The sequence below is a fragment of the Vibrio sp. S457-15 genome, from assembly GCF_000960545.1.
Classification (GTDB): domain Bacteria; phylum Pseudomonadota; class Gammaproteobacteria; order Enterobacterales; family Vibrionaceae; genus Vibrio; species Vibrio parahaemolyticus.
This window is the reverse complement of the sequence record NZ_JYOQ01000174.1, coordinates 35,378-50,072: the sequence shown is the minus strand read 5'-3', so window position 1 is coordinate 50,072 and position 14,695 is coordinate 35,378. Positions and strand designations below refer to the sequence as shown.

The following is a 14,695-nucleotide window of genomic DNA, read 5'->3' as shown; positions in this document are numbered from 1 at the left end:
ATGGATCTAGCAAATAAGGTTATTGCGATCACGGGGGCCGGGCAGGGGCTGGGTAAACAAATGGCACTGTCTTTGGCGCAAAGTGGCGTTCATCTTGCGCTTATCGACCTCAACCCAGACCAACTGGCTGAAACGAAAGCGGAGTGTGAATTTCTCGGCGTTACCGCTCGTTTTTACGTGACGAACGTGACTGACGAGCAGCAGGTGTGCACTGCATTTGCGCAAATTGAAGCGGATTTCAAACAGCTCAATGGCGTGATCAACAACGCGGGCATTATGCGCGATGGGATGTTTATTAAAGTAAAAGATGGTCAGATTAATACGATGTCGCTAGAGCAGTTTCAGTCCGTTCTGGATGTGAATGTGACTGGCACTTTCCTGTGTGGCCGTGAAGCGAGCAAGGTAATGCTGAACACCGACAGTAAAGGCGTTCTAATCAACATATCCAGTGTTGCGCGCGCCGGGAATATTGGTCAAACCAACTACTCCGCATCCAAAGCGGCAGTGGCTACTATGGCTACAGTGTGGGCTAAAGAGTTAGGGCGTTTTGGCATTCGTTCAGTGGCGATTGCGCCGGGCGTCATCAAAACTGCGATGACAGACCAAATAAAGCCTGAAGCGATGGAACGCTTGGTTAATATGATTCCTGTGGGACGCTTAGGGCTTGCGGACGAAATTTCATCGACCATCAAATATGTGTTAACCAACGAGTTCGTCACCGGGAGGGTACTAGAAGTCGATGGTGGAATGCGAATGTAATCTTAATAAGAGGACCAGCGATAACAGTGTTGCTGGTTCTTCCGTATTATTCTAGTGATCGTTAAAGCGCCACTTTAGTTTCACGTAATGTCCTCTTCCAACAGCGTTTATACGCTAGTTTTCATAACACACCATGCTCAGTGACACGACGCAATTATCTCTTTTATCCAAAATTGTGATGTTTTCGAGCAAAATAACCACAAAATCTATTGTTGCGTCAAAACTGAAATTATTCATTTGTCTCTTAAATGAGAAAATTCCTTTTATGGTTGAAAATTATTCTCTTTGTCTTTTTTGTGGGACGAAATCGTTTCTACATCGAAAGTTGGTGATTTATTATTCACTACAGAATGCATGGGAAAGCATGCGCGGTGTGACCATTGTCATTCACGTGCAAAATAATAATCAAAACTTCCCACCACACTGAAGTAACTACCCATCAGGGAATAATAATAATGTCGCAATTTTATAAGCTCAGAGCGTTGTCGCTTGTGTTTTGGTTCGTGTTTTTGACGACCAAAGTCTACGCACAAAGCCCTGAGCCAAAAGATAAGTTTCTGCAATCTCTTGAAGGGATTGAGAGCCAAATTTACGCGCTGCCACAAAGTTCACTAGCACAAATCGAATCATTAGAAGAAGACTCTCTACTGCAAAACCAGCCCAAGGATCTGTTGATTCGTTATTGGCTGGCGAAGTCGACCGTTCTTGAGTTGTTAGGGCGCGATAAAGAGAGCTTAGCAGTGGTAGATAAAGGGCTGAGTTTGACACCAGAGCAAAGCCAAGAGCACTTGCTGTTCAAGCTGATCCAAATTCGAGCCATGATGGGCAATCGAGATATCGATACCGCGCTCTCGTCGTTGGATGCTTTGCTTGAAACATCACGAGAAAAAGGTGACAAGAAATTGGAATCGGAAGTTCTGTTGCTCAAAGGTCGTTACTACGATGAGCAAGGGGACTATAAGAAATCGTACGCGGCGTTGATGTCTTCGATGGAAGCGGCGGAGTCATCGGGTGCGCAGGGCTTAGTCGAACGAGCAGCACTAGAGCTCGGTGATGTATTGGTAAAAATTCAAGGCTATGACCGCTCTGAAGTCGTGCTGAAGCAGGCGTATCGTTATTTTAAAGACCGCCGCATGTCGTTTAATGAGTTGCTTAGCGTCCTAACTATTGCAAAGCTACACAAAGCTCAGTTCCAATACGATGAAGCCATCACATCTTATCAAGCAGCTTTAAAGCTTGCGCAGATTATTGGTGACGGACGTTTTCGCTTTCGGGTGAACTTGGAGCTTGCGTCTCTGTATCGCGAAACCAACAACGAAAAAAACATGCTGCGTCATCTCAAGCTTGCCGAAAACTTGCAGTACCGTGAAACCTCGAATGCGTACTTGGCAACATTTAAATTGTTGCAAGCTGAGTACATGCTAGAGCGTAAGCAGTATCAAGCTTTGTTAACGATGATTACGCCTTTACTTCCTGAGATCATCGAGAGTCGCTATATCAAACAGCAGCAAATGGAGCTGTTAAAAGTCGCTGCTATGGCTTACGCCGGAGATCAAAACTTCGAATTGGCCTATCAAACCTACGGTCAATATCATGAAAAATTCATTCAATTTAGTAATCAGCGTGAAGTCGAGAACTTAGAGCGACAACAAACCTTGTTTGAGCTAGAGCGATTAGAGTACGAGAACGAAAACCTCAACTGGAACAATGTGCTACAGCGTCTAGAGCTGGAGAATAATCGCCGAACGTTCTACCTGTTGGGTGAAGTGTTATTGGTAATGATTGGTATTTTATTGCTTATGGCGTTGGTATTTTTGTACGTGAACCGTTCGCGTTTACGTATGCGTCGTTTGGCGAAAACCGACATGTTAACGGGCCTATTTAACCGCCGATTCTTGGAAGAGTGGTTTGCGAAACCTGCAGAGCAAAAGCCTAAGCTGATTGAAAAGCCAATTCCAGAAACGAAGAAAGGTCAGTTGGTTCACAAGCTAAACAAGCAAGTCATGCGTGTTCAATACGGCTATTTGGCGCTCAATCATTGGGTTGAAAGAAAGCTTGATAAGCAGAAAATGGTAGCGAAAAAGCCGGAAACAGGGCCTATCACGCTGGTTATGATGGATGTCGACCACTTCAAACAAGTCAACGATACCTATGGCCATGTGTTTGGTGACGTCGTATTAACTGGCGTAGCCAAAGTGCTCGATTCGTCGGTGCGTGAGAGTGATATTGTTGCTCGTCTTGGTGGGGAAGAGTTCGTTATCGTTCTTCCTAATACCGATCTTGAAGAAGCAACCGCGCTGGCTGAACGACTGCGTATTGCGCTTTCTCAACGTGGCTTTGTAACGGAGAACAATCAAGCCGTGAATGTCACTTGTAGTTTTGGTGTGATCACTTCGGATGACGTCGACGTTGCATTTGAAGCGCTTTGTAGCCAAGCAGATAAGTTGTTGTACGAAGCCAAATCCAGTGGACGAAACTGTGTGAAAGCAATGTCGTTTAGCTGATCATTGCACAATAAGAGTCGCGCAACGCGGCTCTTTTTTTGCCAGTTTTATGTGCTCACCACTCCCTTCTTAAGTTCTGGCAGAACTCGACGTACTTATCTATCTGAATCTTATCAATATGCTTCCTGCAAGTGCAGCACTTGGATATGCGTCCATTTTGCCAGGTGCTCCCACCTTTCATTTAAATCTTCCAATTTACGTAGTTGTGGTTGGTAACAAGTCAGCAACGCACGGGACTGGGCAGTCAATTGGAATTACCTGCTCATCATTCAGAAACAACACAACACAACACAAATAATTAGTGTTCGATGTAAATTTTTTATAAGGCTTCTACATTGCTTTATTCGCTGCGTTGATGCTTAAGTTGAGTTTAATTAAGGATCTTGATTAAACTATTGAAAATAAATGTATTAACTTGTTTTGTTTGTTGTTTTTGGGTGGTTGTTTGAATAGATAATGGGTTGGGTTTGTCTTGGTATAGTGTGTATTTAAATCTCATTATCACTACTTTTAATAATAAATAGTTTGAGTTCGAACTAATTTTTTGGCATTTTATATTTAACTAACCGTTCAATTAAAAATAACAAGGACGCAAAATGCCAAAGGTGGGGATGCCTGAAATCAGAAAACCGCAGCTTGTAAAAGCGACCATGTCAGTGATTGACAGAGTCGGTTTACATGCTGCGAGCATCTCGTTGATCAGTAAAGAGGCTGGAGTATCAACGGGGATAATTAATCACTACTTCGGTGGTAAACACGGATTGTTGGAAGAAACGATGCGCGAGATCCTTCGTCAGCTTTCTTCAACAATCACTGGGAAGCTTCGTGTGTTGCCAGCAGATGCTCATCATCAGCGTATCAACGCCATTATTGACGGCAACTTTGTTGGTTATCAGGCAGAAAACAAAGTGGCTAAAACGTGGTTGGCTTTCTGGTCTTACTCTATGCATGACGAGCAACTTAAGCGTTTGCAACGAGTGAATGAACGACGTCTGTTGTCCCATCTAAGAAGAGAACTAAAAGCACTATTAAGTGCGGAGCAAGCAGAGTTGGTTGCTCACGGGATAGCGTCACTGATTGACGGTATATGGCTACGCGGCACGCTCAACCCGCAAGGCATCGATGCTGATAAAGCGAGGATCATCATCAACGATTATCTCGAAAAGCAGCTAACGTTTTACTCTCATAAAATATAAAAGTCACAGGTCTTCACTATGGAAATGAAAACACATTACATCGATGGTGCAATGTATATCGGATGTTCTGAAGAGCATTTCACCACTTACAATCCGGCAAATGGTGAGCCATTGGCCAATGTTAAACAAGCAGCCCAGAGCGATATGGAAGCCGCTATTGAATCTGCAAAGCGCGGTTTTGAGGTTTGGTCTGCAATGACGGCCATTGAACGTAGCCGGATTCTTAATAAAGCGGTAGCGATTCTGCGTGAACGCAATGATGAGTTAGCCGCTTTAGAAGTGGCGGACACGGGTAAGCCAATTCAAGAAGCGATCGCTGTTGATATTACGACAGGCGCAGATGTTATCGAATATTACGCTGGTCTTGCGCCAAGTTTGCAGGGTGAGCAACAACCACTCAATGAAAACCAGTTTTTCTATACGCGCCGAGAGCCGTTAGGTATTTGCGCAGGTATTGGTGCCTGGAACTACCCGATTCAAATCGCAATGTGGAAATCTGCACCGGCATTGGCTGCCGGTAACGCAATGATCTTTAAGCCGTCGGAAGAAACTCCGCTTACCGCTCTTAAGCTTGCGGAAATTTATTCTGAAGCGGGTCTTCCTGATGGTGTGTTTAACGTCGTGCAGGGTGACTACCGCGTAGGGCAGATGCTAACTGCGCATCCGGATATTGCTAAAGTATCGTTCACTGGCGAATCAGGTACTGGCAAAGTTGTTATGGGTGACAGTGCAAAAACGCTTAAGCAAGTCACAATGGAACTTGGTGGTAAGTCTCCTCTGATCGTATTCGACGATGCAAAGCTGGACGATGCGGTATCCGCAGCAATGGTTGCTAACTTCTACACTCAGGGTGAGGTATGTACCAACGGTACCCGTGTATTTGTCCATGAATCTATCTACGACGACTTTGTTGCACAGCTTAAAACTCGCACTGAGAAACTGGTTGTTGGCGACCCTCTTGATGAAAATACGCAAATCGGTGCCTTAATTTCAAAAGAACATGAAAGCAAAGTGCTGTCAGCGATTGAGAGCGCAAAAGCGAGCGGTGCCACTCTGCTGACCGGCGGTTACAAAGTAACAGATAATGGCCTGCAAAATGGTAACTTCGTTGCTCCAACCGTATTTATCGACTGTGACGACAGCATGAGCCACGTACAGCAAGAGATCTTTGGTCCTGTAATGTCCGTGCTTAAATTCAGCGACGAAGCTGAAGTTATCGAACGCGCTAATGATACGGATTATGGCCTAGCTGCTGGTGTCTTCACTCAGAATCTCTCTCGCGCTCATCGCGTTATTCACAAAATTCAGGCAGGTATCTGCTGGGTTAATGCTTGGGGTGACTCTCCGGCAGAAATGCCAGTTGGTGGCTACAAGCAATCCGGCATTGGCCGTGAGAACGGCGTCGAAACACTGAAGCATTACACGCAAACTAAGAGCGTACTGGTTCAGCTTAGCGATTTCGAAAGCCCTTACGCCTAAACACACCTAGGAGACACAAAATGAAACAACACTACGATTATATTATCGTCGGTGCGGGTTCGGCCGGCTGTGTGTTAGCGGATCGCTTGAGTGAGAGTGGTCAGCACTCAGTATTATTGCTGGAAGCGGGTGGTACGGATAAGAGTATTTTCATCCAAATGCCGACAGCACTTTCGTACCCGATGAACACTGAAAAATACGCTTGGCAGTTTGAGACCGTACAAGAAGATGGTCTTGATGGACGCCAATTGCACTGTCCTCGCGGTAAAGTTCTCGGTGGTAGCTCTTCTATCAACGGTATGGTTTACGTACGTGGCCATGCTTGCGACTTCGACCAGTGGGAAGAAGAGGGAGCTAAAGGTTGGAATTACCAAGCGTGCTTACCGTACTTCCGCAAAGCTGAATCTTGGATCGGTGGTGCTGATGAGTACCGCGGTGACAGTGGTCCGCTAGGTACATGTAGCGGCAATGACATGAAGCTGAACCCGTTGTATGAAGCCTTTATTGAGGCTGGTAAAGAGGCGGGCTATCCAGAAACTGACGATTACAACGGTTTTCAGCAAGAAGGCTTCGGTCCAATGCACATGACGGTTGATAAAGGCGTACGTGCTTCAACCTCTAATGCATACTTAAGCCGTGCTAAAAAGCGCAAAAATTTCACGCTCATGAAGCGAGTGACTGTGCGTCGTGTATTACTTGAAGAAACAAGGCTTGAAGAAAAAGGGCTTGAAGAGACAGGACAACAAGGCAAGAAAGCGGTCGGCGTTGAATTTGAGAAAGCAGGTTCAATTCAGCAGTGTTTCGCGAAAAATGAAGTCATTTCTAGTGCAGGCTCAATCGGCTCGGTACAGCTACTCCAACTTTCCGGTATTGGTCCTAAAGATGTACTGGAAAAAGCGGGCATCGAGTTGAAACACCAGTTGGAAGGGGTAGGTAAAAACCTGCAAGACCATCTGGAAGTGTACTTCCAATACCACTGTAAGCAGCCAATCACACTGAACAGTAAACTAGGCTTGGTGAGCAAAGGGCTAATCGGTACCGAGTGGATTCTTACTAGAAAAGGCCTAGGCGCAACCAACCATTTTGAATCGTGTGCGTTTATTCGCTCGCGTGAAGGGCTGAAGTGGCCAAATATTCAATATCACTTCTTACCAGCTGCGATGCGTTATGACGGTCAGGCGGCCTTTGATGGCCATGGTTTCCAGGTACACGTCGGCCCTAATAAACCAGAGAGCCGTGGCACTGTAGAGGTGGTTTCTTCTAACCCGAATGATAAGCCAAAGATTGAGTTTAACTACATCTCGACCGAGCAAGATAAAAAGGACTGGCGTGACTGTATTCGTCTGACGCGCGAAATTCTCAATCAACCTGCGATGGATGAGTTCCGTGGCGATGAGATCCAGCCCGGTCTCAATATCACTACCGACGAGCAAATTGATGAGTGGGTTAAGCAAAATGTTGAGAGTGCTTATCATCCTTCATGTAGCTGCAAAATGGGTGCAGACGATGATCCGCTAGCCGTACTGGATGAGCAGTGTCAGGTGCGCGGCATCCAGGGTTTGCGTGTTGTGGACTCGTCGATTTTCCCAACCATTCCAAATGGCAACCTGAATGCGCCAACCATCATGGTTGCAGAACGGGCTGCGGACATGATTTTGGGTAATACGCTCGAAAAATCAAATAACACTCCGGTTTGGATTGCACCGAACTGGCAAGAGATGCAGCGAATGCATCCACCGAAAAGAGACTTGGAATCGATCTCTTAATCTTTAAAAACTGAGAATAAAGTCAGAAATTATTAAAAGGAATTCAACATGTCTAAGATGACGAAAATACTATCGACTATCGCGTTAAGTTCTTTAGCTACCGGCGCTTACGCAAACCAATGTGAAACCGTTCGGTTTGCCGATGTCGGCTGGACAGACATTACCGCAACCACTGCTGTGACAACAGAGCTACTGAAAGGCTTGGGTTACAAAACTAAGACGGATCTGCTGTCTGTACCAGTAACTTATTCTTCTATGGCGAACGGCGACATTGATATCTTCCTTGGTAACTGGATGCCAACGATGGAAGGTGACATTGCTAAGTACCGAGATGCTGGCACTGTCGAAACAGTAAAAGCGAATCTTGTCGGCGCGAAATACACCTTAGCCGTACCAAAATACGTTTATGACGCAGGTGTGAAGAGCTTTGCTGACCTGGAAAAACATGCCGACAAATTTAAAGACCGCATTTACGGCATTGAACCAGGTAACGATGGTAACCGCCTGATTCAATCCATGATCGACAGCAACGCATTTGGTTTAAAAGACTTCAGTCTGGTTGAATCAAGCGAAGCGGGCATGGTGTCACAAGTATCACGTGCGGTACGTCGCAATCAGTGGATCGTTTACCTGGGTTGGGCGCCGCACCCAATGAACAGTAATGTTGAAATGGAATACCTATCGGGTGGCGATGATTTCTTCGGCCCAAATTACGGCGGTGCGAACGTTTATACGAACGTACGCAAAAACTACCTTGCTGAGTGCACAAATGTGGGCCAATTGGTGAAAAACCTAGAGTTCAGCCTAGAAATGGAAAACGAGCTGATGGAAGCGATTCTCAACCAGAAGCAAAAACCATCTAAAGCCGCACAGGCTTGGTTAAACGCGAACGCAGACAAAATCGAAGCGTGGCTGAAAGACGTGAAAACCGTCGATGGTCAAGACGCACAGTCGGCAATTGCTCGTTACCTTAAAGACAACGTTTAATTGATTTTTCTTAGTGGGCAGCGATGCCCACATCATCAACACAAAGGTTTTATTGTGAATTTTATTACGGACAACAAACTACCGTTGGGCCAATGGATGGAAACGGGCGTCGATTGGTTAACCATCAATGCATCCGGCTTTTTCGATGCAATCTCTATTACCCTAGAAACCATCATTATGTTTGTGGTGGACATCTTTAAATGGATGCCGCCAGCCGCTCCTATCATTATGACTGCTGCGTTAGCGTGGTTTTTGCACCGCAGTCTCCCGTTGGTCGTATTTATTGTATTGGCTCTGTTGGCAATTCTTAACCTTGGCTACTGGCAAGAAATGCTGGAAACCTTTGTTCTCGTGTTTGCAGCGACAACGATTTCCGTATTAATTGGCGTGCCACTTGGGATCATGGCAGCGCATCGCCCTTGGTTATACACGTTACTCCGACCTATTTTGGATTTGATGCAAACCGTACCGACATTTGTGTACTTGATCCCGACATTGGTTCTTTTTGGTTTAGGCATTGTACCGGGACTGATATCAACCATCATTTTTGCCATTGCAGCACCAATCCGATTGACGTATTTGGGCATCATCAAAGTGCCAGAAGAACTACTGGAAGCGGGTAAAGCATTTGGTGCAAGCCGTATGAAGTTACTGTTTAAGGTGGAGTTACCTGCGGCATTACCTAGCATCATGGCGGGGGTTACTCAATGTATTATGCTATCTCTTTCGATGGTGGTCATTGCCGCACTAGTAGGTGCAGATGGTTTAGGTAAGCCGGTTGTACGCGCACTGAACACGGTAAATATCTCGCAAGGTTTTGAAGCTGGTTTAGCGATTGTTCTTGTTGCCATCATTCTTGATCGCTTATGCAAAGCACCAAACCAGAAGGAGGCTTAATCATGGACGCAATTACTATTGAAAATCTTGATGTAGTGTTTGGTCAGCAGCAATCACAAGCTTTGGCTTTGCTGGATCAAGGTAAGTCTCGTCAGGAGATCATCGACGAAACCGGTCAGGTCGTTGGTGTTGATAATGTTTCTCTGACGGTCAAACGCGGTGAGATTTGTGTGTTGATGGGGTTGTCGGGTTCTGGCAAATCCAGCTTGCTTCGCACCGTGAACGGACTTAATGGGATTTCTCGTGGTTCGCTGAAAATTCAAGATGGCGACAATATGGTGGAGCTTGCTAACTGTAATGAGCAAACGCTTCGTCATCTACGTACTCATCGAGTGTCGATGGTGTTTCAGAAGTTTGCTCTGATGCCTTGGCTAACCGTACTGGATAACGTTGCCTTTGGCCTGGAAATGCAAGGCATCGGTAAAGCAGAGCGCCGTGCAAAAGCACGTGAACAGTTAGAAATGGTTGGCTTGTCAGAATGGGAGAGTAAGTTTCCGCATGAGCTTTCTGGCGGTATGCAGCAGCGTGTGGGCTTAGCGCGCGCATTTGCGATGGACACAGATATTCTTCTCATGGATGAACCGTTTTCAGCACTTGACCCACTGATCCGAGCGCAGCTGCAAGATGAACTGATTCTGCTGCAAGAAAAGCTCAATAAAACCATTTTGTTCGTCAGTCACGACCTCGATGAAGCACTCAAAATTGGTAACAACATTGCCATTATGGAGTCGGGTAAACTCATTCAGCATGGTAAGCCAGAGCAGATCATTCTGGCACCAGAAACCGATTATGTGGCGGACTTCGTTGCACATACGAATCCTCTGAATGTGCTTAAAGGTCGTTCTCTAATGAAGTCGAGTGATGCTCTGGTACGTGAAAAAGAGCGTGTTCTTATTTGTCCTGATAAAGAAATTTGGGTGACGCAAGAGTCGAAAGGGCTGAGTTTGTCGGACTCTGAACAGTCACTGATTCAGTGGGTGAGCGAATCATCGAACCTTGATGATGTCGAATCTAACTCTCTGGTTCAGGTTAGCCCGAACATCAGCATGCGCGAAGCGATAGAGCTTAAGCAGCGCAGTAACCAGCCTCTGTTGCTGGTGGAAGATGACAAGTTGGTTGGTGTGTTGAGTGATCACGAGTTGTATGACGCGCTGCTTGGTAATTTTAAATCCGAGCAAGTGGCTTAGTCGATATAAACGTCTGAACTGAAAGCGATACTCAACTCAAATTACACTCAAAACAAACAAGCCGCACACCAATGTGCGGCTTGCTCATTCAACAATGATGATTTCAATCAGCTTTTATAGCGTGGTGATAACATCATCCAATGCCATACGCGCTTTAGGTAGGCCGTGATTGTAGTCTTCACCATCTTTGTGGTAACCAATCGCCAGCGCAACTTCACAAACGTGGCCTTCCAACTCGTCTTTAAATTCTTCGCCAATCAGCTCAGGATCAACGCCTTCCATCGGAGTTGAGTCAATACCAAGGCGCGCTAACGTGTGCAGTAGGTTACCCAGCGCGATGTAAACTTGCGCCTTAGTCCAATGACCGTTGAAGCCATTTTCATCGGTGTTAGCTTCGGCAAATGCGTATGCGCCCATAAAGGTGTTGTACATATCTGCTGGTAGGTGACCTGAAGTGACTTCGGCATCCACGCGTTTTGCAAACTTCTCTTTTGTGAACTTAGGATCGTAAGCAAGAAGGATCGTGTGCGACGCCGTGGTTGCGTGGGGTTGGTTAAATTGGTGTTTGTTCGCGAATGTGCTGTGGAAGCGTTGTTTCGCTTCATCACTTTCAATCACGATGAATTTCCATGGTTGCGAGTTGATTGACGATGCAGACAGACGAATGGCTTCTTTGATGATGGCCATATCTTCTTGAGAAATGCGTTTTTCTGCGTCGTATTTTTTCGCTGTGTAGCGGCTGTTTAGATCTTTAATGATTTGATGAGACACGTTTTTATCCTCGTTATTCAGTTTTATATCGGCCGCTTTTAGCTTCGACAACCACGCGTACCTCGAAAGTGAGTTCATAGTACCGAATAACCAGCAATTGATAAGATGGCTTTTATTTAAATCACTTTTAACTTTTTGTTGAAAATCGAACAGAGAACTTGGGAGTGATGTTTCAAACTCTGCGTAGAGAACGTGGTCTTTGCTGTTTCTTGGCCAAAATTACAAGCTTTGAGATATTCGCTTGCCCCTTGTTTGAGATATTAAATTACACTCATAAAATATGAGTTGTACTCTGGTTTTCGTTTGGAGTGGTCATGAATGTGATTGAGGTTTTCAACGACAGTTACGAGCGTTGTATTCTCAGTGAGCACTTTTTCGAGCGGTTTTATGCCAAGTTTTGGTCGAAAGGAAAGAGCTTTCGGCAGAAATTTGAAGGCGTAGATATGCAAAAGCAAGTTCGTATGCTCAAAGGTTCGATCGTCTTTTTTATGATGACAGACACGTCTTCTGATGCGCGAAAAATGATGGAAAAGTATGGCAAAAAGCACGGTATCGGTAACATTGGTATCAAACCCGAAGACATTGATATTTGGTTTGAAAGCTTATTGGAAACAGTACAAGAGTGTGATTATGAGTACAACTCCGACGTTGAAAAGGCATGGCGCGCTTGTTTTAAATCGGGTCTGGAAATCATGAAACGCGAATGTGGTACGCCGCCAAGTAAATCCGACACGGGTCAGTGATCGAAAGGTTTGTGATATCTAATATGAAGAAGCGGCCTTACTGTTTACACCAAACTCAACGAGACCAAACTAAGTCCGCTCAAGTTAAACCAAAGCCGCTTCCGCCCTTATTTGAAAATTAATGTGGTTATTCTTCTTTATCCTGCCCCTGATTCTTTTTAACGGCGTTGGCAATATCCGTTACCGCTTCGACCAAATTAATTGGCATTGGGAAGATGATGGTTGAGGTTTTGTCCGTCGTAATTTCGGTTAAGGTTTGCATATAGCGTAATTGCAGCGCGTTTGGCGCTTCGTTTAGCATTTCTGCGGCTTCTTTCAGCTTGTTCGACGCTTCCAATTCACCCGTTGCGTGAATCACTTTCGCTCGGCGGTTACGTTCCGCCTCGGCTTGTCGAGCCAGCGCGCGAACCATGCTGTCGTTCAAATCGACGTGTTTGACTTCGACGGTGGAGATTTTAATGCCCCAATCGTCGGTTTGTTGATCGAGAATGGACTGTAAATCCTTGTTGAGTCGTTCTCGTTCGGATAGCAGTTCATCCAACTCGTGTTGGCCCAGCACCGAGCGCAGCGTCGTTTGTGCTAACTGGCTGGTGGCATCGCTGTAACTTTCAATATTGTTGATTGCCATTTGTGGGTCAACCACACGAAAATACACCACCGCGTTAACGCGCACAGAGACGTTATCTTTGGTGATCAAATCTTGTGTTGGTACATCCAGCACAATGGTTCGTAAATCAACACGCACCATTTGTTGGATGAAAGGAATCAAAATGATCAAGCCTGGGCCTTTTACTTCTTGAAATCGCCCCAGAAAGAACACCACGCCTCGTTCGTACTCGCGCAGAACCTTAAACATTTGTGTCGCTAATGCGAACAGCAGCACCACGATCACAGCAACAGTGTAGAGCATCATAAACGCCTCCTATTCTTTAGGGCGGTCATTGGGCTTCACCGTTAAGGTTAGCCCTTTAACATGAACAATGGTGACCGATTCACCTTGTTTGAGTTCTTGATCTTGTTCGGTCTTCGCTTGCCAAAATGCACCTTCAAACTGCACGCGGCCTTGTCCGTCGATGAAGTCGTCACTCACAATGGCATGTTTACCGGGGTAGGTCTCTAAACCTGTGGTGACGCCTTTTCCTCGAATCCTGAGTAAGAAACCAATAGTGAGAAGAATCAACGCGATAGAGAAAATGGCGATACCGAAAATCAACGGTAGGGCAATTTGGAAGCCCGGGAGCTCGCTGTCCATCAGGAATATTGAACCAAGCACAAATGCTACTACGCCGCCCAAGCCTAAAATGCCAAAGCTTGGGCTAAAGGCTTCGGCAATCATGAGCGCGATACCGAGTAGCAGCAGTCCTAAACCTGCGTAGTTGACGGGCATCATTTGCAGTGCGTACATCGCAAGCAGTAAGCAGATGCCGCCAAGCACACCGGGTAAACCCACTCCGGGGTTATAAAACTCGAGTAATAGGCCGTAAATGCCGATGAGCATTAGAATGTAGGCGACATTAGGATTGGTGATCACCGCAAGCATTTCTGCGCGCCAGTCCGGTGTTCTTTCAACCCAAATGGGATTGTCGAGTGACAATGTCACGAGGAGATTGTTCACCTTGACGGATTTACCGTTTATCGCGGTGACCAACTCTTCTGGCGAGTTGGCGATGACATCAATGACATTGAGTTCTAAGGCTTCTTCTGCGTCTAAACTGGCGGCTTCACTGACGGCTTTTTCTGCCCATTGTGCATTGCGGTCATGTAATTTTGCGAGCCCTTTAATGTAGGCTTTTGCGTCATTGATGACCTTTTTCTCCATGGCGGTTTTAGCCGGAACTTGATCGCCGCTCTTTTCTGCATTGGGTTTGTTTTCATCCGAGGCTTCTTTGTCTTTGCCGTCATCAGAAGAGGGCGCTTGTGGTGCACCACCTATGGCGACAGGTGTTGCTGCGCCTAGGTTGGTCGCTTCTGCCATTGCCGCAACGTGGCTGGCAAGCAGAATGTAAGTGCCCGCGCTCGCGGCTCTAGAGCCTGAAGGCCCAACCCAAGTCGCAATCGGTGTGGTCGAGGTTGTGATGGCGTGAATAATGTCTCTCATCGCGCTATCTAGCCCGCCAGGGGTATCCATTTTGAGAATCACTAGGCTCACGCCGTTGATTTGAGCTTGTTCAATTTCCCTAGTGAGGTAGTCACTGTTGGCTGGGCCAATTGCCCCTTTTACGGGCACAATCCAAACCGTATTTGCCAGTGTTTGGCCAGCAAATAGAAGCAGCGGTAGTAGCCATATCCATGTCCGTTTCATGCAGTCCTCCTTGTCCGGTGACAGGGACTTATTTAAAACCTTGTTTAAAGTATATACGCAGACATTTATATCGGGTTGAAACCGTGTTCGATCATCAGTGCGAT

The 14,695-nt window shown here is 46.0% G+C and carries 12 protein-coding genes; 9 read left to right on the top strand and 3 right to left on the bottom strand.

Features of this window, described 5'->3' with window-relative positions; translation table 11 throughout:
• The 8 genes from UF05_RS17565 to choV all read left to right on the top strand — a co-directional run bounded on the left by UF05_RS17565 (position 1) and on the right by choV (position 10,775).
• Complete coding sequence (locus UF05_RS17565) at positions 1-759, top strand: SDR family oxidoreductase (protein WP_045545433.1); 759 nt, start codon at positions 1-3, stop codon at positions 757-759.
• Positions 760-1,214: 455 nt separating this feature from the next.
• Positions 1,215-3,263, top strand: coding sequence for a tetratricopeptide repeat-containing diguanylate cyclase (locus UF05_RS17560; protein ID WP_048852630.1), 2,049 nt, complete (start codon positions 1,215-1,217; stop codon positions 3,261-3,263).
• Positions 3,264-3,859: 596 nt separating this feature from the next.
• Positions 3,860-4,459, top strand: coding sequence for a transcriptional regulator BetI (gene betI / locus UF05_RS17555; RefSeq protein WP_020841944.1), 600 nt, complete (start codon positions 3,860-3,862; stop codon positions 4,457-4,459).
• A gap of 18 nt (positions 4,460-4,477) precedes the next feature.
• Complete coding sequence (gene betB / locus UF05_RS17550; RefSeq protein ID WP_025536486.1) at positions 4,478-5,938, top strand: betaine-aldehyde dehydrogenase; 1,461 nt, start codon at positions 4,478-4,480, stop codon at positions 5,936-5,938.
• Positions 5,939-5,958: 20 nt separating this feature from the next.
• Positions 5,959-7,704, top strand: coding sequence for a choline dehydrogenase (gene betA, locus UF05_RS17545; RefSeq protein WP_045545432.1), 1,746 nt, complete (start codon positions 5,959-5,961; stop codon positions 7,702-7,704).
• Between the two features lie 48 nt (positions 7,705-7,752).
• Positions 7,753-8,691, top strand: coding sequence for a choline ABC transporter substrate-binding protein (locus UF05_RS17540; protein WP_045545431.1), 939 nt, complete (start codon positions 7,753-7,755; stop codon positions 8,689-8,691).
• Positions 8,692-8,745: 54 nt separating this feature from the next.
• A complete protein-coding gene (gene choW / locus UF05_RS17535; RefSeq protein WP_005487988.1) occupies positions 8,746-9,588 on the top strand; it encodes a choline ABC transporter permease subunit in 843 nt (280 codons plus the stop codon).
• A 2-nt stretch (positions 9,589-9,590) separates the two neighbouring features.
• Positions 9,591-10,775: a choline ABC transporter ATP-binding protein gene (choV, locus tag UF05_RS17530; protein ID WP_045545430.1), complete on the top strand. Its 1,185-nt coding sequence runs from the start codon at positions 9,591-9,593 to the stop codon at positions 10,773-10,775.
• Positions 10,776-10,889: 114 nt separating this feature from the next.
• Here choV and UF05_RS17525 read toward each other — a convergent pair whose 3' ends face one another.
• Positions 10,890-11,546 (bottom strand): NAD(P)H-dependent oxidoreductase, encoded by a 657-nt coding sequence (locus UF05_RS17525; RefSeq protein WP_005499154.1) that lies wholly within the window; start codon positions 11,544-11,546, stop codon positions 10,890-10,892.
• Between the two features lie 314 nt (positions 11,547-11,860).
• Here UF05_RS17525 and UF05_RS17520 point away from each other — a divergent pair, with 314 nt between their 5' ends.
• The gene (locus tag UF05_RS17520; protein WP_045545429.1) at positions 11,861-12,289 is read left to right on the top strand and encodes a globin; all 429 of its coding nucleotides are present in this window, start codon (positions 11,861-11,863) and stop codon (positions 12,287-12,289) included.
• Between the two features lie 127 nt (positions 12,290-12,416).
• Here UF05_RS17520 and UF05_RS17515 read toward each other — a convergent pair whose 3' ends face one another.
• Entirely contained in the window at positions 12,417-13,202 is a 786-nt protein-coding gene (locus tag UF05_RS17515) for a slipin family protein (protein ID WP_005463674.1), read from the bottom strand.
• A gap of 9 nt (positions 13,203-13,211) precedes the next feature.
• On the bottom strand, positions 13,212-14,591 hold the full coding sequence (locus UF05_RS17510) for an NfeD family protein (protein ID WP_045545428.1): 1,380 nt from the start codon (positions 14,589-14,591) through the stop codon (positions 13,212-13,214).
• Between the last annotated feature and the right edge of the window lie 104 nt (positions 14,592-14,695).